Origin of the sequence: Roseomonas sp. E05 (genome assembly GCF_030063475.1) — a bacterium.
Lineage (GTDB): Bacteria > Pseudomonadota > Alphaproteobacteria > Acetobacterales > Acetobacteraceae > Pseudoroseomonas.
This window is the reverse complement of the sequence record NZ_JASIRT010000046.1, coordinates 1-19,556: the sequence shown is the minus strand read 5'-3', so window position 1 is coordinate 19,556 and position 19,556 is coordinate 1. Positions and strand designations below refer to the sequence as shown.

Below are 19,556 nucleotides of genomic sequence, written 5' to 3'. Positions count from 1 at the left end.
GGTCCTGTCCTTATCGCCGGGTGCTCCGAAAGGTTGCCGCATGGCAGCCCGGCTGCGGCATTCTGAAGGCGTTCCAACCCGCTCAGGCGGAGCCCAAAAGCGGGGAGGCCGTCGCCTCCCCAGGGAGACAGCGCCTCCCAGCGGCCATGCATGCGCCGGCTCAGATCAAGGCCACGTGCCTTGTCACTCGACGCGGGCGCCGGAGATCCGCACCAGCTCCGCCCATTTCACCAGTTCAGCCCCGATGAAGCTGGCGAACTCCTCCGGCGTGCTGCCGGCGGGAATGCTGCCCTGCTGCGCGAGCTTCTCCTGCAGCTGCGGCGTTCGCAGGAGGGCGTTGGTCTCCTGCGCGATGCGCTCGATCGCCGCCGGGGGCGTTCCGGCTGGCGCCAGCAGGCCATTCCAGAGCCGAATCTCGTAGCCCGGCAGGAAATCGGCGAGAGGAGGTGTCTCCGGCAGCAGCGGGGAGCGTTGCTTTGTGGTGATGGCCAGCGCGCGCAGGCGGCCGGCTCGCACATGCTCCAGCACCTCGACCAAAGGGCTGAACAGCAGCTGGAGCTTGCCGCCGAGCAAGTCCGTTACTGCCGCGGCGCCGCCGCGATAGGGCACATGCATCATCCGCAGGTCGGCACGCGCGGCAAAGAGGGCGGCGGCGAGATGCTGCGAGGAACCGGCGCCGGCGCTGCCGTAGTTCAACTCTCCCGGCCGGGCGCGGGCGCGGGCGATCAGGTCCTGCACCGTGTCGATTCCCTCCGACGCCGGCACCACCAGGAGATTGGGAATGAAGGCGGTGAGGGTGATCGGCGCGAAGTCCCGCCGCACGTCGAAGGGGAGGGACTTGTAGAGCGCGGGATTGGTGGCGTGGGTGGTGCTGGTGGTCAGCAGCAGGGTGTAGCCATCCGGCTCCGCCCGCGCGACAGCCTCGCTGCCGATATTGCCGCCCGCGCCGGCGCGGTTCTCCACCACGACCGGCTGGCCGAGCCGCGCTCCCAGCGCCTCGGCCAGCAGGCGCGCGGTGACGTCGGTGCTGCCGCCGGCACCGAAGGGAACCACAAGGCGGATGGGGCGGGTGGGCACCCACGCCGACGGTGCCGCGCGGGCCGCCTGCGCAGGCAGCAGGGCGGCCAACAACGACAGCAGGTGGCGACGCTGCATGATCCTTCTCCTCCCAGGTTCGTTGTTGGGCGGCAGGTCCTTGTGGCCCGCCGCCGTGAGCCTCGCCTGCGATCAGGCGAGATGCGCCTCCGGGCCGAGGATCGACTCCCGCATGCGCGCCTGCAGCAGCGCGCCTTCGCGCGGCGGCAGCACCAGCTTGAGCGTCTCGGCATCGATCTTGATCTGGGCGAAGAGCGGCCCGGACTTCTCATGGATCGCCCTGCGCAGCGGCGCGACCTCCTCCGCGCCACGGATGCTGAAGACCCGCGGGATGCCGGCCGCCCCGGCCATGCCCGCCAGATTGACGCCAGCGCCGGTATGGGTCGGCTGCATTCCGGTCTCGCCATAGTGCTCGTTGTCCAGCACGACGACCGAGAGATTCGGCGGCCGCGCAACGGCGATGGTGGCCAGCGCACCGATCCCCATCAGCATCTCGCCGTCGCCGGTGATGACCAGCACGGGCAGCGAAGGCTGCGCCAGGGCGAGGCCGAGGCCGATGGTGGCGGCCGAGCCCATGCCTCCCCAGAGCGGCAGGTTGCGCGGATGGTCGCCGGCCGCGGTGATGTCCCAGGCCGGCGCACCGAGCCCGGCGATCACCAGAAGCTCGCCGCGATCGGAAAGCAGGGTGGAGACGACCTCGCGCCGGCGGAGCGTGCCGGAGGATTTCGGTGCCATGGCTCACTCCTTGCCGAAGGTCTTGGCGCCGAGCACGCGCTGGCCGATCAGCGCCGCCGTCGGACGGAAAGTGTTGAAGGCCAGCCGTAGCGTGGCGTCGGCGGTCGGCACGATGTCATCGGCATGGTCGGCGCGCCGCACCAGCGTGCCCATGGCTTCCAGCACGGCCTGGGTGGCGTTGCCCATGGGCACCTGGGCCGGGTTGAACTCGCCGAAGTCGCCACGCATGGTGACCAGCATCGGCATCGGCGTGCGGTGCAGGATGCTGAGCGAGAGCATGTTGATGCAGTTGCCGACGCCGGAACTCTGCATCAGCAGAACGCCGCGCTCGCCGCCCAGCCAGGCACCGAGTAGCAGGCCGATACCTTCCTCCTCGGTGGTCAGCGAGATGGCCTTGATCGCCGGATCAGCCTGGCAGCGGCGGATCAGCCGCGAGTGCCCGGCATCCGGCACGAAGGCAACCTGCCGGACGTGATGCGCCTTCAGCAGGTCAAAGAGCGCGTCGGGCCAGCTGGCCGTGTCGCTTGGCGCCACGTCCATTCCGTGTGTGTCCACCCATGCCCTCCCGTTTCTTTCAGCCGGGTTGCCGGGCGCGCGGCGCGGGCCATGGAGTGATCGCGGCCCTTTCCCCGGCCACTTTGTTGCAGCGGCCGAGGCAACTTTGGAGGCTGGAATGATTGTCTGTCAATACTGGGGCTGCGATGCCGAGCAAGTGCGCTGAGGCATGGCGCCCAAGGCGCGTGGTACGCGCGGCATCCTTGTCGTCCGAGAGCGAAATTCCTGGAGGCGCCGGACAACTTCCGCTTCGTACCCCGGCGGCAGAAAAGCGTTGCCACCTCGTACCATGCTCTGTCTAATGCCCGCGGGACTTTCGTCGAAGAATGGAAGACCGGAGGAAAACGCCATGGTTGGGCACCCGGAGCGCCGGGGCCGTCGCCCATGCTGATCTATATGCTGCGACGACTCGGCTTTGCGCTCGTCACCTGCCTTTTCATCTCTGTGCTCACCTTCGTCATCATCCGCCTGCCGCCGGGTGATTTCGTTGATGCCTATATCGCGAATCTCGCCGCCAGCGGCAGCTCGATCTCCGTTGATCAGGCGGCGGCCATGCGGCACGAATACGGGCTCGACCGTTCGGTCCTCGTTCAGTACTGGAACTGGATGAGCCGCGTCCTGCGGGGCGATTTCGGCGTCTCCATGATGTGGCGCCGGCCGGTCACGGAGGTGATCGGCGACCGTCTTTGGCTCACCATGGTGGTCTCCGTCGCCGCACTGTTCCTGACATGGCTGATCGCCCTGCCGATCGGCATCTACTCGGCGGTCCGGCAGTATTCCTTCGGCGACTATGTCTTCACGATGCTGGGATTCATCGGGCTGGCCATGCCCAATTTCCTCCTGGCGCTGATCCTGATGTATTTCGGCTTCCGCTATTTCGGCCTGAATGTCGGCGGCCTGTTCTCCGCCGAATACGTGCAGGCCCCCTGGAGCCTCGCGCGGGCCTGGGACTTGATGAAGCACCTGCCGCTGCCGGCCGCTGTGCTGGCACTGGCCGGCACGGCGCAGCTCATCCGCATCATGCGCGCCAACCTGCTGGACGAGCTGCGCAAGCCCTATGTCGTCACCGCGCGCGCCAAGGGGCTGACCGAGCGGCGCGCCATCCTGAAATATCCGGTGCGGGCCGCGCTCAATCCCTTCGCCAGCTCGATCGCCTATCTGTTCCCCTATCTCGTCTCCGGAAGCATCATCGTCTCGCTGGTGCTCGGCCTGCCGACCGTGGGGCCGCTGCTGCTGCAGGCGCTGGTGGCGCAGGACATGTTCCTGGCCGGCGCCATCGTCATGCTGCTTGGTCTGATGACGGTGATCGGCACGCTGATCTCGGACCTGCTGCTGATGTGGATCGACCCGCGCATCCGTCTGGAGGGGCGCTGATGAGCGCGACCGCCGCCGGCGATCCGCCGGCCACTGCCACCGAGGCGCGCTTCGCCGAAGCGACGCAGCTGCAACTGACCTGGTGGCGCTTCCGCCGCCACCGGCTGGCGCTGGCGAGCCTGGTGGTCGTCGCGTTGTTCTATGCCGTCGCCGCCTTCGCCGACTTCCTGGCGACCAACGACCCGCATGCGACGGATGCGCGCCGCAGCTTCATCCCGCCGCAGGGCATCCATCTCTTCGACGAGAACGGCTTCAACCCGCATGTCTATGGCCTGCGCGGCGTGCGTGACATGCGGACCTTCAAGCTGACCTACGCGCCGGATGCATCCCGCAAGCTGCCGGTGCGGCTCTTCGTGCGCAGCTATGACTACGACCTGCTCGGCCTCTTCCCGACCAATATCCACCTCTTCGGCGTGCAGGGTGCCAAGCCGGGGGAGGGCATCTTCCTCTTCGGCACCGACCAGCTCGGGCGCGACCTCTATTCCCGCATGATGGTGGCAACCCGCGTCTCGCTCTCCATCGGTCTCGCGGGCGTGCTGCTCAGCCTCTTCCTCGGCGTGCTGCTGGGCGGCATCTCCGGCCTCTATGGCGGCTGGGTGGACACGCTGATCCAGCGCCTGATCGAGCTGCTGCGCTCGGTGCCGACCATCCCGCTCTGGATGGGGCTGGCGGCGGCGCTGCCCAACACCTGGAGCGTCACGCAGGTCTATTTCGCCATCACGCTCATCATTTCGCTGATCGGCTGGACCGATCTCGCCCGCGTGGTGCGCGGACGCTTCCTGGCGCTGCGCGAGGAGGATTTCGTCGTTGCGGCGGAACTCGCCGGGGCCAGCCAGGGGCGCATCATCTTCCGCCACATGCTCCCCTCCTTCGCCAGCCACATCATCGCGGCAACGACGCTGGCCCTGCCGGCCATGATCATCAGCGAAACCTCGCTGAGCTTCCTCGGCCTCGGCCTGCGGCCGCCGGCGGTGAGCTGGGGCATCCTGCTGCAGGACGCGCAGAACATCCAGGTGCTCTCCGGCGCGCCCTGGCTGCTGCTGGCGGCGGTGCCGGTGACGGTGGTGATCCTGGCCTTCAACTTCCTCGGGGATGGATTGCGCGATGCGGCAGACCCTTATGGCTGAGCGTGTCGCCCTGGCGGTGCGTGACCTCGCCGTGCAGTTCGGCAGCGAACAGGGCGTGGTACGCGCGCTGGACGGTGTGAGCTTCGACCTGCGCGCCGGCCGTACCCTCGGCATCGTCGGCGAGAGCGGCTGCGGCAAGAGCGTGACCGCGCGCTCGATCCTGCGCATCCTCGACCGCCCCGGCATCATTTCCGGCGGCCGCATGCTGCTGGACCCCGGCAGCCCGGCCGAGACCGACCTCGCCCGGCTCAAACCGGACTCGCGGCAGATGCGCGCGGTGCGCGGCGGCCGCATCGGGTTGATCTTCCAGGAGCCGATGACCGCGCTCAGCGTGCACTACACGGTCGGCAACCAACTCATCGAGGCGGTGCGGCAACACAGTGCCGCCTCCGCCGCCGAGGCCCGCGCCCGCGCCATCGAACTGCTGCGCGAGGTCGGAATTCCACGCCCGGAGGCGCGCATCGGCGCCTATCCCTTCGAGCTGAGCGGCGGGCTGCGGCAGCGTGTCGGCATCGCCATGGCGCTGGCCGGCGAGCCGGACATTGTCATCGCCGACGAGCCGACCACGGCCCTCGATGTCACCACCCAGGCGCAGATCCTGGCCCTGCTGAAGCGGCTGCAGGCGGAGAAGGGCATCTCGCTCATGCTGATCACGCACGACATGGGCGTGATCGCGGAAATGGCCGATGAGGTGGCGGTGATGTATCTCGGGCGCGTTGTCGAGTTCGCGCCAGTGCGGGAGCTCTTTGCCGCACCGCGCCATCCCTATACCCGCGCCCTGTTGCGCGCGGTGCCGAGCATCCTGGCGACGCCGCGCCAGCGGCTTTCCACCATTGGTGGCGCGGTGCCGCATCCCGGCATGCGCCCGACGGGCTGTGCCTTCCACCCGCGCTGCGGCGAGCGTCTGGGCGCGGTCTGCATGGAGCGCAGGCCGGCGCCGGTGCCGCCCGGCCAGGCCGGGGCCAGCTGCTTCCGTGAAGAGGAGGTGGCGGCATGAACGTGCTGGAAGTGCAGGACCTGCGGAAACACTATCCGATCCGCGCTGGCCTGCTGCGGCGGGAGGTCGGGCGGGTCCGCGCGGTGGATGGCGTCAGCTTCCACATCGCCCGTGGCGAGACCCTGGCCCTGGTGGGTGAGAGCGGCTGCGGCAAGACCACCGTCTCGCGCTGCATTCTGCGCGCCCTGACGCCCAGCGCGGGCGCGATCCGCTTCACGCCGGAGGAGGGGCGCGAGGTCGATCTTGCCACCCTGCCGAAGCGGCAGATGCGACCGCTGCGGCGGCACATCCAGATGATTTTCCAGGACCCCTATGCCTCGCTGAATCCGCGCATGATGGTGGGCGACATCATCACCGAGCCGCTCAAGGTGAATGGCGTGCCGGCGGCGGAGCGGCGCGAGCGCCTGATGGAGCTGCTGGACCTCGTGCAGATGCCGCCTGCCGCGCGCAGCCGCTTCCCGCATGCCTTCAGCGGCGGCCAGCGGCAGCGCATCGGCATCGCCCGCGCCCTGGCGCTGCACCCGCGGCTCGTGGTGGCGGACGAGCCGGTTTCGGCGCTCGACGTCTCCGTGCAGGCGCAGATCATCAACCTGCTGCTCGACCTGCAGGACCGGCTCGGCCTTTCCATGCTGTTCGTTGCGCATGACCTCAGCGTGGTCCGGCATGTCAGCGACCGGGTGGCGGTGATGTATGTCGGGCGGATCGTCGAGGTGGCGCCGACGGATGCCCTGTATCGCGCACCGCGCCATCCCTACACGGAGGCGCTGCTCGCCGCCGTGCCGGCGCCGGACCCGGAACGGCAGCAGCGCCGCGAGGCGGCCCGCGGCGAGGTGGCCGATCCTGCCAATCCGCCGCCCGGCTGCGCCTTCCATCCCCGCTGCCCCTATGCCGTGGAGCGCTGCCGCGTGGAGCGGCCGGAGCTGACGGCGACGGAATCGGGGCGCTGGGTCAGTTGCCATCGCGCCCGTGAGCTCGACCTCGCCGGCGTCAGTTGAACAAGAGCAGGGGAGGACATCATGCTGCGACGGAGGGAGCTGGGGCTTGTCGCGCTCGCCGGATGGGCGGGCAGCGCATACGCGCAGTCCAGCGGCGGCTTTCATGATTCCGGTCTGGTCGGCAAGCTGGAGGGGCCGGAGATCCTCACCGACCCGGCGCAGCGGCCGAGGCAGTTCAAGGAGGCGCCGATGCTCGCCGAGCAGGTGCGCGCCGGCAGGCTGCCGCCGGTCGAGCAGCGCCTGCCGCAGGACGTCATGGTGGTGAAGCCGCTGCGCAGCCTGGGCAGGTATGGCGGCACCTGGCGCCGCGGCTTCATCGGACCGGGCGACAGCGAGAACGGCAACCGGCTGATGTCCGCCGACAAGCCGCTCTTCTTCAACGAATCGGGCACCGAGCTGCGGCCCTGCCTGGTACGGGACTGGGACGTGAGCGACGATGGCCGGCGCATCACCCTGCATCTGCGGCGCGGGCTGCGCTGGTCCGACGGCACGCCCTGCACCGCCGATGACTGGATGTTCTGGTTCGATGACCTTTACAGCAACCGCGACCTGGTTCCCGCGCCGGCACCCGAGCTGGCCTCCAACGGCAAGCCGGGCCGCATGGTGAAGGTGGACGAGGCCACCATCGCCTTCGAGTTCGAGGAGCCTTATTTCCTCTTCCCGCAGATGCTGGCCGGCGACACGCTGGTGGGTGGCGGCAGCACGCGGCTGCAGTCCGATGGCCGCACCTATGCGCTCTATGCGCCGATGCACTACCTGAAGCAGTATCTGCCGAAATACACGCCGGTGGACGAGCTGACGCGGCAGGCCAAGGCGGCCGGCTTCGGCAACTGGGTGGAGCATTTCAAGTTCAGGTCCGACTGGCGGCTGAACCGCGAGGTGCCGACACTCTGCGCCTGGCGCATGGTGCAGCCGATCAACACCCAGCTCTGGGTGCTGGAGCGCAACCCCTACTTCTATGCGGTGGACAGCGAAGGCCAGCAGCTCCCCTATATCGACCGCGTCCAGATGACGCTCGCCGAGAACCCGGAAGTGGTGAACCTGCGCGCCGTCGCCGGCGAGTATGATTACCAGGAGCGCTTCATCGACCTCGGCAAGCTGCCCGTCCTGATCGAGAACCAGGACCGCAGCGGCTATCGCGTGCATCTCGATCTCGGCTTCAACGGTGCCGATTCCGCGCTCTACCCGACGCTGACCTATACGGAGGATGCGGAGATCGGCAAATGGCTGCGCAACGCCGATTTCCGCCGCGCCCTGGCGCTCGGCATCGAGCGCGAGCAGCTCAACGAGGCCTTCTGGCTCGGCCTCGGCACGCCGGGCTCGGTGGTCCCGGACGAGACCATGCCGCAGAGCCCCGGCGAGGAATGGCGGCGCAAATGGTCCACCCACGACCCCGCGCAGGCCATCAAGCTGCTCGACAAGATCGGCCTGAAGAAGGACAGCGAAGGCTTCCGCCTGCGCGGCGACAATGGCCAGCGGCTGCGCCTGGAGATCGCGGTCGCGCAGACGCTCTCTCCCACCTGGCCGCAGCAGGCCGAGATGGTGGTGCAGCACTGGCGCAAGATCGGCATCACCGCCGATGTCAAGGTGATGGAGCGGAGCCTCTGGTACACCCGCGCCTATGCCGACCAGCACCAGATCGCGCTCTGGACCAACAATGGCACCGAGAACCTCTACCTCTTCCCGCGCTATGTCCTGCCGGTGGACCCGCTGGGCGGCGTCATGAGCAATGCCTATGCCGCCTGGTACGCCTCCAACGGCGTGAACGGCCAGGAGCCGGCCGAGCCGGAGATGCGCCGCGCCTTCGCGCTGATGCGCGCCGCGACCAGCCAGAAGGAGGCCGAGCGCAACGAGACGGCGAAGGAGATCTGGAAGCTGGCGGTGGATCAGCAATGGGGCATCGGGCTGGTCGGCCTCTCGCCCGCCTTCATGGGCGTGCGGGTGGTGAACCGGAAGCTGGAGAACGTGCCTGCGCGCACCGCCATCTCGCAGCATTGCCGCACCCCCTGGGGCGGGCATCCGGAGCAATGGTACTTCACCTGAGCCGCCCTCCCGCGACCCGGGATCGGTGAAGGAGGCGGCCGATATCTGCGGCCGCCCCGGCTGCGGGTGGACAACAGGAGCGCGGAACGCGATCCTCCCCGCAACGAAAGACAGGAGGATGTCCATGACCCGCCCCATCGCAACCGGCCGGCGGCTCGGCCGGCGCGCCCTGCTGCAGGCCGCCCCGGCAGTGCTCGCCGCCCCCGCCTTCGCACAGTCCGCCGCCAACTGGCCCGACCGTCCCGTGCGCGTCATCGTGCCCTGGCCGCCGGGCGGCGGCGCCGACACGGTCGGGCGCATCCTGTTCACCCATGTCTCGGAGGCGATGCGCACCTCCTTCGTCATCGAGAACCGGCCCGGCGCCGCCGGCGCGGTGGGCGCCGCGGTGGCCGCGCGCGCGGAGCCAGACGGCTATACCGTGCTTTACGACTCGACGCCGCAGACGATCAATCCGGCGCTGCGCTCCGACCTGCCCTTCGACCTCTGGCGCGACCTGCGCCCGGTCTTCCTGGCTGCCGTGGTACCGAACCTGCTGATCGCCACCAACTCGGCGCCGGCGAAGACCTTGCCGGAGCTGATCGCCGCCGCGAAGGCGACGCCGGGCGGGCTGAACATCGGCTCCTCCGGCACCGGCTCGGCGCAGCACATGGCGCTGGAGCTGTTCCGGTTGGCGGCGGGCATCCCGGCCAATCACGTGCCCTATCGCGGCGGCGGCCCGCTGGCCAATGACGTGATCGGTGGGCAGATCCTCTACGGCTTCGCCAATGCCTCGGGAGCGGTCGGCCATGTGAAGGGCGGCTCGGTGCGCGCGCTCTGCCATACCGGCAATGGCCGCCTCGCCTCGCTTCCCGACGTGCCGCCGATGTCCGATACGCTGCCCGGCACCGTGGCCTTCGAATGGAACGGCGCCTTCGTGCCCACCGGCACGCCGGACGCCGTCGTCACGCGGCTGAACGAGGCACTGAACGCCGCCGTCCGCGCGCCGGCGGTCGCCACGCGCCTTGCCGAGCTGAATGTCGGCACCCGTCCCAACACGCCGGAGGAGTTCACCGCCTTCCTGCACAGCGAGTGGGACAAGTGGCACCGCGTGGTGCGCGACGGCAACATCCGCGTCGATTGAGGCACCCCGTGACCGTTCCCACTCCCGGCCCCGATCCGCGTCCCGAGCCGGTCTCGCCCGCGCCGCCACCCGGCGGCTGGGACTGCCACGCGCATATCTTCGGCCCCTCGGACCGCTTCCCCTATGCCGAGGGGCGCGGCTACACGCCGCCCGACGCGCCACCGGCGCATTTCCTGCGCCACCTGGATGCGCTGGGCCTGGCCCGCGGGGTGGTGGTGCAGGCCAATGCGCATGGCCTCGACAACCGCGCCATGCTGGCGGCCCTGGCGGCGGCGCCGGAGCGGCTGCGCGGCGTCGCCATCACCCCCGCCGGCACCGACGCGGCGACCCTGCGCGACTGGCACCGCGCGGGGGTGCGCGGCCTGCGCTTTCACCTCTTCCATCCCGACCACCGCCCGGGTTACCGGCGCGGGGTCGGCTGGGAGGCGGTGGAGGCGCTGCTGCCGGCCATGCTCGAACTGGGCTGGCATGCGCAGTTCTGGGCCGATGCACGGGTGCTGCCGGGTGAGGAGGCGCGGCTGGCGCGGCTCGCGGCCCGCTTGCCGGTGGTGTTCGACCATTTCGGCGAGAGCAATGCGCAAGAGGGCCTGGAGGCGCCGGGATTCCGGGCGCTGCTGCGTCTGGTGAGGGAGCATGGCGCCTGGGCGAAGCTCTCGGCGCCCTATCGCGTCTCGCTGCGCGGACCCGACTATCCGGACGCCCGGCCGCTGCACGATGCGGTGCTGCGCGCTGCACCGGAGCGGGTGGTCTGGGGCAGCGACTGGCCGCACCCGCAGATTCCGGCGGAGCGGATGCCGAATGACGGCCGGCTGCTGAACCTGCTGCTGGCCTGGACGCCGGACCCGGTGGACCGGGAACGGGTATTGGTGCGCAACCCGGAGCGGCTCTACGGGGGCTGAGGCGTCGCCTCAGTCCGCCAGGCCGAGGCGGCTGCCCAGCACCGCCACGGCCTGCATCTCCGCGAAGACGGCGCGAAGCTCTTCGGCCACGGCATGCCGTCCTTCCGGCCCGGCGAGGGAACCGATGGCGATGAGCGTACGGAGCCGCACGGCGGCTTCGGCGTGATGCGCCGCCACGAGGTTTTCGAAGGCGCCCTGAAGCCGGGCGCCGCCTGTTTCGATCAGCGTGTTGTCCATGTCCATCGCACCAGCCCCCTGCGGAGAGGGAGCTTAGCGAGGCGGGATTGAGGAAGGTTTAAAGACATACGGAAGGGAATTTCGCCCCTCAACGCCCTTCCTGCAGATGGATGGCGGGGTCCGGGGTGACCCTGTCACCCCGGCGGGGTTTCAGGGGCGGAGCCCCTGGCTTCCGTCATCTCGCCGAGCAGCGCCGCGTCGATCTGCGACAGCAGCCGCGTGAAATCCACCGGCTTCGGGTGGTAGTCGTCGCATCCGGCCTCGATCACCTTGGCCCGGTCCCCCGCCATGGCGTGGGCAGTGAGCGCGATGATCGGGATGCGTGCTGTCGCCGCCTCGCCGCGCAGGGTGCGGGCAACGGTCCAGCCATCCATCACCGGCAGGTTCATGTCGAGCAGGATGACGTCCGGCTGCTCGCTGCGCGCCTTGTCCAGCCCGTCCTGGCCGTCATGCGCCAGCGCCACCTCGAAGCCGCGCCGGCGCAGGCGGCGCGAGAGGAAGTCCCACAGTTCCTCGTGGTCCTCGACCAGCAGGATCTTCGTCATCGCGCTTCTCCTTCCGTGGTGGCGGCGGCCAGGCGGGGCGGGGCCGCCGCCGCGAGGCGCCGCAGTTCCTGGACCAGATCCCCGGGGATGCCGTCCTCGCCCGGCGGCAGCTCGTGCACGGCGGCGCGCAGGCGGCGCAGCTCTCCCTCGTCCACCCCGCCGCCGGTAAGGGCAATGATAGGCAGGCCGCGTCCCTCCGGCCGCCGGCGCAGCTCCTGGATCAGCGCGAAACCATCCCCGGCGCCATTGCCCTGCACCTCGACGAGGAGCAGGGCCGGCATGGGCCGCGCTGCCACCCGCTCCAGGGCGCCGGCGGCGTCCTCGGCTTCCTCCACCGTCCAGCCCTCGCGCTCCAGCAGGCGGCGCAACTCGGCGCGCTGCTCGCTGTCGCGGTCCACCACCAGCGCCAGGCCGGGGGTGGGCTGGGCGCGGAAGCGGTCCAGCACCCGCTTCAGCCGGCCCCATTCCACGGGCTTGTTGAGATAGTCGGCGGCGCCGAGCGAAAAGGCGAGGCCGCGCTCCTGCACCACCGTCACCATCACGACGGGCGTCTCCGCCAGGCCGGGGTCGGCCTTCAGCGCGGAAAGCACCGCCCAACCGTCCAGCCGCGGCATCATCACGTCCAGCAGGATGGCGGCGGGGCGGAGCTGCCGCGCCATGGCCAGGCCCGTGCGGCCGTCGGCGGCGGTTCGCACGGCGAAGCCCTCGCGCCGCAGGAAACGCGCCAGCAGGTCCCGCGTCGCAACGTCATCGTCCACCACCAGCACCAGTCCGGCGCTGCCCTGCTCCTCGGTGGCCAGGCTGGCTTCGCCGGCCTGCACCGCGGCCTCGCCCTCCTCGGTGCGCACCTCGCGCAGGTCGGCCGGCAGTTCGAGCGTGAAACAGGTGCCCTGGCCGGCCTCGCTCTCCACGTCGACATGGCCGCCCAGCATGGTGACGAAAGCCTTGGTGATCGCCAGCCCGAGCCCGGTGCCGCCGAAGCGCCGGGTGGTGGAGCTGTCGGCCTGGGTGAAGCGCTGGAACAGCCGGTCGAGCTGCTCGCGCGTCATGCCGATGCCGGTATCGGTGACGCGGAAGGCCAGCCAGCCCGGCCGCTCCGCCACCGGCGCGGCGCTCAGCGTGATGCGTCCCTTTTCCGTGAACTTGGCGGCGTTGCCGAGCAGGTTGAACAGGCACTGGCGCAACTTGACCGGATCGGAATGCATCCCCGGCAGGCCGGGGGCGATCTCCACCGCCAGGGTATTCGCCTTCCGCTCGACCAGCGCCTCCACCGTGCCGGCCACCTCGCGCAGCAGTGCGGCGGTGTCGAAATCCTCTGCCTGCACCTCCATCTTGCCGGCCTCGATCTTCGACAGGTCGAGCACGTCGTTGATCAGCGAGAGCAGGTGCCGGGCATTGGAATGGATCTTCGCCAGGTCCTCGCGGAAGCTCTCGCCGCCTTCGAGGTCCTCGGCCTCCTCCTCCAGCATCTCGGAATAGCCGATGACGGCGGAGAGCGGCGTGCGCAGCTCGTGGCTCATATTGGCGATGAACTGGCTCTTGGCGCGGTTCGCCTCCTCCGCCGCCGCCTTGGCCAGCGCCAGGGACTCCTCAGCCTCGCGCATCTCGGTGATGTCGGTGTTGGTGCCGAACCAGCCGATCAGCCGGCCTTCGGGAAACTCGGCATCCGGCGCGTCGCGCAGCGGCAGGGCGCGGGAGAGGAACCAGCGGTAGCGCCCGTCGGCCCCGCGCAGCGGGAAGGTGTCCTCCCACGGCTCGCCCTCGGCGATGGCGGCGCGGAAGCGCCGGACGGCGGCCTCCGCATGGTCGGGGTGGAGCAGCGCCTGCCAGCCGGAGCCGTGCATTTCCCCGGGGGTGCCGCCGGCATAGTCGTACCAGCGGCGATTGTACCACTGCACCTCGCCCTCATCGTCGGTCATCCAGGCGAGCTGCGGCACGGAATCGATGATCATGCGCATCCGCGCCTCGCTGCGGCGGATCCGGTCCTCCATGCGCCGCCGGACGGTGATGTCGGTGGCCACCAGCCCCACGCCTTCCAGGACGGCCTGGCCGCTGCTGCGCCTGCCGAGCGGGAAGAAGCTCATCATCAGGTGGCGCACCGGGCGGTCCCGGCCGCCCGGGCGGAGCGTCACCTCGACATCGGACTGTGCCTGTCCGCCTTCCAGCACCAGCCGCAGGCGCGGTTCGATCTGCTCGCGCACCTCCTCCGGCAGACGGCCGCCATGGGCGCCCAGCACGCGCTCGTCGAGCATGGCGAGCGCCTTGTTGGCGTGGTCCAGCCGCAGGGCGCGGTCCAGGAAGCCGAGGCCGACCGGGGCATGCGCCATCACGCCGTCCAGCAGGGCCGTGGCGCGGCGCTCGGCGCGGCGGCGGTTGCGGGCATAAAGGGCCAGCAGCAGGCAGGCCGCCAGGGCGGCGCCGAGCGAAAGGAGCGTGAGCCAGGTGGAGCGCCGCTCATTCGCCATCATCAGCCGCCCGAGGCGGTCGCGTGCCGTCTGCTGCACCCGCGCCACCTCGGTGCGGGCGGCATCCATCAGCTCCTTGCCCTCGCGCGTCGCGATCAGGCGCCGCGCGGCATCGCGGCCGCCCTGCCGCTGCGCGTCCAGGACGCCCGCCGTCCAGGCCAGCTTGGCCTCGGCGAGACGGCGCAGCGAACCGGCGGTGAGCTCGCCCTCGGTGGCGCCGGGCGCCGGCGGGCTGGCTGTCGCCTCCAGCGCCTTCAGCAGCGCCTCCACCTTGGCGCGCCCGTCGTGATAGGGCGCGAGATAGGCCTCGTCGCCCACCAGCACGAAGCCGCGCTGCCCGGTCTCCACGTCCTTCAGTGCGGAGAGCAGCGCCTCCGCATTGAGGATATGCGCCGAGGCAGTGGCGATTGCGGCGCGGCTGGCGGTGGCGGCCCACCATCCGCCCAGGCCGCTCCCCAGGGCCAGCAGCAGCAGCGCCGCGGCGCCCAGCAGGGGAGGGCGCAGCCGGCCGCGCCGGGGCGGAGCGGTGTCGGGCATGGGCGGGGCGGCGGTGCTGGGCAAGGCGGTCGGTTCCGGGAATGGCCTGATGTAACGCGCGGCGGTGCCTCCGGGTTCATGCCGCGTCACGGCGAAGCCTGCGCCTCAACCAATTGCCCTGCCGCGGCGTTAAGGGCTCCCCATGGCCGCGAGCTGCGCGAGGCTGCCACCGCTGATGACGACATGGCCATGACCCACCCGGAGGCCGTCTCCGACACCCCGCCGAACCGGCGCACCGGGCTGCTCTCGGCGGCCTTGATCATTGCCGCGCTCTATTTCGGCCGCGAGGTGATCGTACCGCTGGTGCTGGCGGTACTGCTCGCCTTCGTGCTGGCGCCGGTGGTGGTGCTGCTCCGGCGCGCCTTCGTGCCGCACGCGCTGGCGGTGGTGCTGGCGGTGCTGCTCAGCGCCGCTGCCACCCTCGGCCTCGGGCTGGTGATGGCGCGGCAGGCCAGTAGCCTGCTGGGAAACCTCTCCACCTATGCGGAGAACCTGCGCAGCAAGCTGCAGGGGCTGCATCTGGCGGAGCTGATGCGCGAGGCGCAGCTCGCGATGCAGAACCTGCGCGGCATGATCGGCGGTGGCGGGCGCTATGACGCCGGGCTGCCCGCCGCGCCTGCCGCCGAGGCCGGCACGCCGCCGCTGGAGGTGATCCAGAGCGTCGCCGGCTCCGTGCTGGCGCCGTTGGCCACGGCAGGGGTGGTGGTGCTCTTCGCCATCTTCGTGCTGCTCTATCGCGAGGACCTGCGCGACCGGCTGATCCGCCTCGCCGGCAGCCGGGATCTGCACCGCACCACCGTGGCGCTGAACGACGCGGCGCGCCGCCTCTCCCGCCTGTTCCTGGCGCAGGTGGCGCTCAACACCGGGGTCGGCGTGATGATCGGCCTGGCGCTCTGGGTGCTCGGCCTGCCCAGTCCGGCGCTCTGGGGCATCCTGGCCGGGCTGATGCGCTTCGTGCCCTTCCTCGGCACCTACATCGCCCTGGCACCGATGCTGCTGCTCGCCGCGGCGGTGGAGCCGGGCTGGGGGCTGGCGCTCTGGGTGGCAGGCCTGTTCCTGGCCGCGGAGCTGCTGATGGGGCAGGTGGTGGAGCCGATGGTGTTCGGCCACAGCACCGGCATTTCCCCCGTGGCGGTGGTCATCGCGGCGACCTTCTGGACCTTCATCTGGGGTCCGATCGGCCTGCTGCTGGCCGTGCCGCTGACGGTCTGCCTGGTGGTGCTCGGGCGGCACGTGCCGAGCCTCGACTTCCTCGACATCATGCTTGGCGACCGGCCTTCGCTGCGGCCTGAGGAAAGCTTCTACCAGAACCTGCTGCAGGGGAATCTGCCCCGGCTGCAGGAGCAGGCGCATCTGCTCTTGCGGGCGCAACCCTCCCTTACCGCCTATCATGATACCGTGGCTCTGCCCGGTCTGGTGCTTGCCGACCAGGACTGGGCGCGAGAGGTGCTGGAGATCGAGCAACTCGAGGAGATCCGCGCCCGGCTGGCCACCCTGCTGGAGCATTTGCCGGGCGAGGTGACCGAGGCGCCGGTCGATCCCTCTGCCGGTCTCTGCCTTTGCACGCCCGCGCGCGGCCGGCTGGACGACCTCTCGGCGGTGATGGCGGTGCAGGCGCTGCGGGCCGAGGGACTGGCGGCTGCCGTCATCGCCGAAGGAGCCGAGTCTTCGCCAGAGATGGCCTCCGCCGTGCGGCTCTGCTGCATCGCCGTGCTCGAGGAGAGCAGCACGGCTGCCAGCCTGCGCTACCTGGCACGGCGCTGGGAGAAGCTGCTGCCCGAGGCGCAGATCGCCATCGGCCTCTGGCAGGCGGCGCCGGACAGTTCGGTGCTGGCGGAACTGCGGCGCGAGGCGGCGGGGCAGACCATCGTCACCTCGATCAGCGAGCTGGCGGCGCTGTGGCGCGCCCTGGTCAACCAGCCGACGGCCCGTACCGTGCCGGTGCCGGAGGCGTGAGGAGCCGCTCCGGCAAAGAGCGATCCTGCGCTTCGCCCAAGGCTCCGGCATCGGCTGGCACTCCCTGGTGCCCGGCAAGGCGGTCGGGGATGCCTTCTCCGGAGTGCCGAAGCATGGCGGGGCCTCAAGGGGCGGCGCATTGACTACGGCACGGCCAGTTTTCGTGCAGCGCAGCGGCCTCATGCCGGTCCTTCGCCTGCCGCTTCCACAAGGATCGAAACCTGGCCGGATCTATCTATGGTGGGTAACTGGCGGGGAGGTGAGGAGCGGCTCACCTGCGCCACCAGGCATCACCCATCTTCGTCTCCTGCGGCCGTTGGAGGGCTGAGCATTGGGCATATCGCCACACCACCATCCAGGGATGAGCTTCAGGTAAACACCTATTGTTCAACCTCTCTAAATTTTGCAATGTCGTAATTATTCGTAGGAATTGTTAAGATGCGGCCCGTTGGAAGAAAGCAGGGAGCCGCATCATGAAAATATCAGAGAAAGATTTCAGAGACCTGCGTTCGGCTCTCTCGGCATCATTTGGATATTGCACGCTCTGCGGATTCCATACGCAATTTCTCTGCTACGAACCAGCCGAAATGCCGTGCAAACGAAATACATTCGTCTGCAGGGAATGTGGCTCGCTGGCCAGGAACCGTCACGTCGCCTTGGCTGTTCTCGATACTTACCGAGATTCGGTCGGGGCGGATTGCCTGTTGGACTTTGCACGAGAGTTCAACGGGTCAATCTACGTCATGGATGTGAAAGAATCGATCTACCGCAGCCTCAAGGGTGCGCGGAATTTCACGTGCAGCGAGTATATCGACGGCGTGCCGGGCGGAGAATGGAAGGACGGAGTTCTCTGTCAGGACGCCCAAAACATGACGTTTCCGGACAACAGCTTCGATCTCCTCATCACCGAGGATATGCTTGAGCACGTCCCATTCCCCGAGAAGGCCTTCGACGAAATCCACCGTGTTCTGAAGCCTGGAGGCCATCACATCGGAACAATTCCGATCAAATGGCATCTCGAAAAGAGCGCGCCCCGCGCCAAAATTGTGGGCGGCAAGGTTATTCATCTTGAAGAGCCGGAATACCACGGCGACCCGTTCCGGCCGGAAGGTATCCTTGCCTATACAGACTTTGGCCGAGACATGATCGACGTGTTTTTCAACCGAATCGGCAAGACGGAGATGTGGTCCGCGCACGAGGACAGATTTCTTGAACAGGCATTCGGCATCTATAACAGCTGGGTTTTTGTATCGAGGAAGACATAGGCTCTTTGAATCTGCCCGAAGCTGAGAGCCCGTTTTGCTCTGTTGAAACCTTCTGGCTGGGGATGCGCTGGAAGGGCGTTGGGGTCTGGCACGGGGTCCTCGATGCGCGGGATGACGAAATCGGCAGTGCGGGTGGCGCACGAGGCCCTGGCCGTCGGGCGTCGGATCTTTCCGTCCTATGGTAGCCGGACCTCACGGCATGACTTCTCCAGGCGCAGCTTTTCGCGCTCCTGGTGCTGCGCCAGTTCCTGCGCACCGACTACCGCGGTCTCGTGACGCTGGTGGCCGAGTGGCGGGAGCTCCGAAAGGCCTTGGGGCTGCGGAAGGCGCCGCAGGTGTTGATTGCCGCTGAGAACTGACCTGGTTTGGGGTGAAGTTGCCACTGAGAGTTAATCCATGTTCGGACGCTAAGGTCTGTTAGAGCTTGAGTGCTGATCCCAAGTTCTGGGCATGGCGAAGGACAAGCAGCTTCTCACGGATGCGGTCTGGAGGGTGTGGGAGCCGCTGATCGAGGAGGTCAGGCCTCGCGGCAAGACGCCGCCGAAGGAGCTGCGCCGCACGATCTCGGCCATCCTCTGGCGGCACCAGAACGGCGCCAAGTGGCGCAGCATTCCCGCCGAACTCGGCCCCTGGTGGCTGGCGGCCCAACTCTTCATCCGCTGGGCCAAGGCAGGCGTCTGGGAGCGGCTGCTGGAGTTGGTTCAGCAGCGTGGCGTGGCGCTCGGCATGACCTTCCTCGACGGCACCAACATCCGGGCCCACCACAAGGCGGCAGGCGCGGAAGAAGGGGGGCCAATGGCAAGGAGCGAGGTCTGCGCGAAGCACTTGGCCGATCTCGCGGCGGCTATGGCACCAAGGCTTGCGTGATTGCTGACGGGCGCGGACGGGCGATCGCCTTTGCTCTCGCGCCCGGTCAGGCCCATGAATTGCCCCTTGCACCTGGCCTGCTCGACTGTCTGCCGGATGTGCCAGGTTGGATGGTTGGCGACCGGGGCTACGCCTCTGACGCCTTCCGCGAGCGGATCTGGGACATGGGCGCACGGCCTGCCATTCCACCCAAACGAACGGACGCGCCCGTTGCCTGTCCGGCCTGGATCTACAACAATCGATCTCGGGTGGAGAACCTCTGGGCGCGCCTGAAAGAGTGGCGCGCCGTCGCCACCCGCTACGACCGCACCGCCAGCAGCTTCCTCGGCTTTGTCCAACTCGCTGCCATCCGCCTATGGATCAGCTTTGTCCACGCTGCCAAGCCTCGGCCTTTTGGGTGGGGGCAGCGGGAGTGTTGGACATGGCGTTGTTGAGCGTTATCCGGCGCTGGCATTTCCGGGAGCACCTGTCGATCCGGGCGATCGCCCGCCGGACCGGCCTGTCGCGGAACACCATCCGCAAGTACCTGCGGTCCGAGGCGGTGGAGCCTGTGTTCAGGGCCCCTGATCGGCCCAGCAAGCTGGATCCTTTCGCCGAGCGGCTGGCAGCCTGGCTGCGGACGGACGCCCGCAGGCCACGCAAACAGAAACGCACAGCCCGGCAGTTCCAGGCGGAGCTGGTGGGGCTGGGCTATGATGGCTCGTACCGGCGGGTTGCCGCCTTTGTGCGGGCCTGGCGAGATGA

At 69.0% G+C, this 19,556-nt stretch carries 15 protein-coding genes and 2 pseudogenes; 11 read left to right on the top strand and 6 right to left on the bottom strand.

Translation table 11 applies throughout. From position 1 onward, the window contains the following. Nucleotides 1–183: 183 nt before the first annotated feature. The 3 genes from QMO56_RS24825 to QMO56_RS24815 form a co-directional block, all read right to left on the bottom strand. Entirely contained in the window at nt 184–1,155 is a 972-nt protein-coding gene (locus QMO56_RS24825) for a tripartite tricarboxylate transporter substrate binding protein (RefSeq protein ID WP_283530048.1), read from the bottom strand. Nucleotides 1,156–1,227: 72 nt separating this feature from the next. Continuing rightward, on the bottom strand, nt 1,228–1,830 hold the full coding sequence (locus QMO56_RS24820) for a thiamine pyrophosphate-dependent enzyme (protein ID WP_283530046.1): 603 nt from the start codon (nt 1,828–1,830) through the stop codon (nt 1,228–1,230). A 3-nt stretch (nt 1,831–1,833) separates the two neighbouring features. Beyond that, complete coding sequence (locus tag QMO56_RS24815; RefSeq protein ID WP_283530044.1) at nt 1,834–2,385, bottom strand: thiamine pyrophosphate-binding protein; 552 nt, start codon at nt 2,383–2,385, stop codon at nt 1,834–1,836. Between the two features lie 384 nt (nt 2,386–2,769). Here QMO56_RS24815 and QMO56_RS24810 point away from each other — a divergent pair, with 384 nt between their 5' ends. The 7 genes from QMO56_RS24810 (at nt 2,770) to QMO56_RS24780 (ending at nt 10,940) form a co-directional block, all read left to right on the top strand. Then, nucleotides 2,770–3,759 (top strand): ABC transporter permease, encoded by a 990-nt coding sequence (locus tag QMO56_RS24810; protein WP_283530043.1) that lies wholly within the window; start codon nt 2,770–2,772, stop codon nt 3,757–3,759. Further along, the gene (locus QMO56_RS24805) at nt 3,759–4,886 is read left to right on the top strand and encodes an ABC transporter permease (protein WP_283530041.1); all 1,128 of its coding nucleotides are present in this window, start codon (nt 3,759–3,761) and stop codon (nt 4,884–4,886) included. The genes QMO56_RS24810 and QMO56_RS24805 overlap by 1 nt, the downstream gene beginning before the upstream one ends. Then, the gene (locus QMO56_RS24800; protein ID WP_283530039.1) at nt 4,864–5,883 is read left to right on the top strand and encodes an ABC transporter ATP-binding protein; all 1,020 of its coding nucleotides are present in this window, start codon (nt 4,864–4,866) and stop codon (nt 5,881–5,883) included. The genes QMO56_RS24805 and QMO56_RS24800 overlap by 23 nt, the downstream gene beginning before the upstream one ends. Next, nucleotides 5,880–6,878 (top strand): ABC transporter ATP-binding protein, encoded by a 999-nt coding sequence (locus tag QMO56_RS24795; RefSeq protein WP_283530038.1) that lies wholly within the window; start codon nt 5,880–5,882, stop codon nt 6,876–6,878. Before QMO56_RS24800 ends, QMO56_RS24795 begins: the two co-directional genes overlap by 4 nt. Before the next feature lie 21 nt (nt 6,879–6,899). After that, nucleotides 6,900–8,921: an ABC transporter substrate-binding protein gene (locus QMO56_RS24790; protein ID WP_283530036.1), complete on the top strand. Its 2,022-nt coding sequence runs from the start codon at nt 6,900–6,902 to the stop codon at nt 8,919–8,921. Nucleotides 8,922–9,045: 124 nt separating this feature from the next. After that, nucleotides 9,046–10,041 (top strand): tripartite tricarboxylate transporter substrate binding protein, encoded by a 996-nt coding sequence (locus QMO56_RS24785; protein WP_283530034.1) that lies wholly within the window; start codon nt 9,046–9,048, stop codon nt 10,039–10,041. 8 nt (nt 10,042–10,049) lie between these two features. Then, on the top strand, nt 10,050–10,940 hold the full coding sequence (locus QMO56_RS24780) for an amidohydrolase (RefSeq protein ID WP_283530032.1): 891 nt from the start codon (nt 10,050–10,052) through the stop codon (nt 10,938–10,940). A 9-nt stretch (nt 10,941–10,949) separates the two neighbouring features. Here the strand turns inward: QMO56_RS24780 and QMO56_RS24775 are convergent, their stop codons facing one another. From QMO56_RS24775 to QMO56_RS24765, 3 genes are all read right to left on the bottom strand, one after another. Next, nucleotides 10,950–11,183, bottom strand: a complete 234-nt coding sequence (locus QMO56_RS24775; protein WP_283530030.1) for a hypothetical protein — start codon at nt 11,181–11,183, stop codon at nt 10,950–10,952. A 128-nt stretch (nt 11,184–11,311) separates the two neighbouring features. Beyond that, entirely contained in the window at nt 11,312–11,722 is a 411-nt protein-coding gene (locus QMO56_RS24770) for a response regulator (protein ID WP_283530028.1), read from the bottom strand. Beyond that, on the bottom strand, nt 11,719–14,748 hold the full coding sequence (locus tag QMO56_RS24765) for a response regulator (protein WP_283530026.1): 3,030 nt from the start codon (nt 14,746–14,748) through the stop codon (nt 11,719–11,721). The genes QMO56_RS24770 and QMO56_RS24765 overlap by 4 nt, the downstream gene beginning before the upstream one ends. 159 nt (nt 14,749–14,907) lie before the next feature. On the opposite strand from QMO56_RS24765, the gene QMO56_RS24760 reads away from it, so the two are divergent. From QMO56_RS24760 to QMO56_RS24745, 4 genes and pseudogenes are all read left to right on the top strand, one after another. Continuing rightward, nucleotides 14,908–16,680 carry an AI-2E family transporter gene (locus tag QMO56_RS24760; protein WP_283530024.1) on the top strand — a complete coding sequence of 591 codons (1,773 nt, stop codon included), beginning with the start codon at nt 14,908–14,910 and terminating at the stop codon, nt 16,678–16,680. Between the two features lie 473 nt (nt 16,681–17,153). Continuing rightward, entirely contained in the window at nt 17,154–17,945 is a 792-nt protein-coding gene (locus QMO56_RS24755) for a class I SAM-dependent methyltransferase (protein ID WP_283530022.1), read from the top strand. A gap of 450 nt (nt 17,946–18,395) precedes the next feature. Further along, a pseudogene (locus tag QMO56_RS24750) lies at nt 18,396–19,174 on the top strand (IS5 family transposase); the annotation flags it as partial. Nucleotides 19,175–19,233: 59 nt separating this feature from the next. Then, a pseudogene (locus tag QMO56_RS24745) lies at nt 19,234–19,556 on the top strand (IS21 family transposase); the annotation flags it as partial.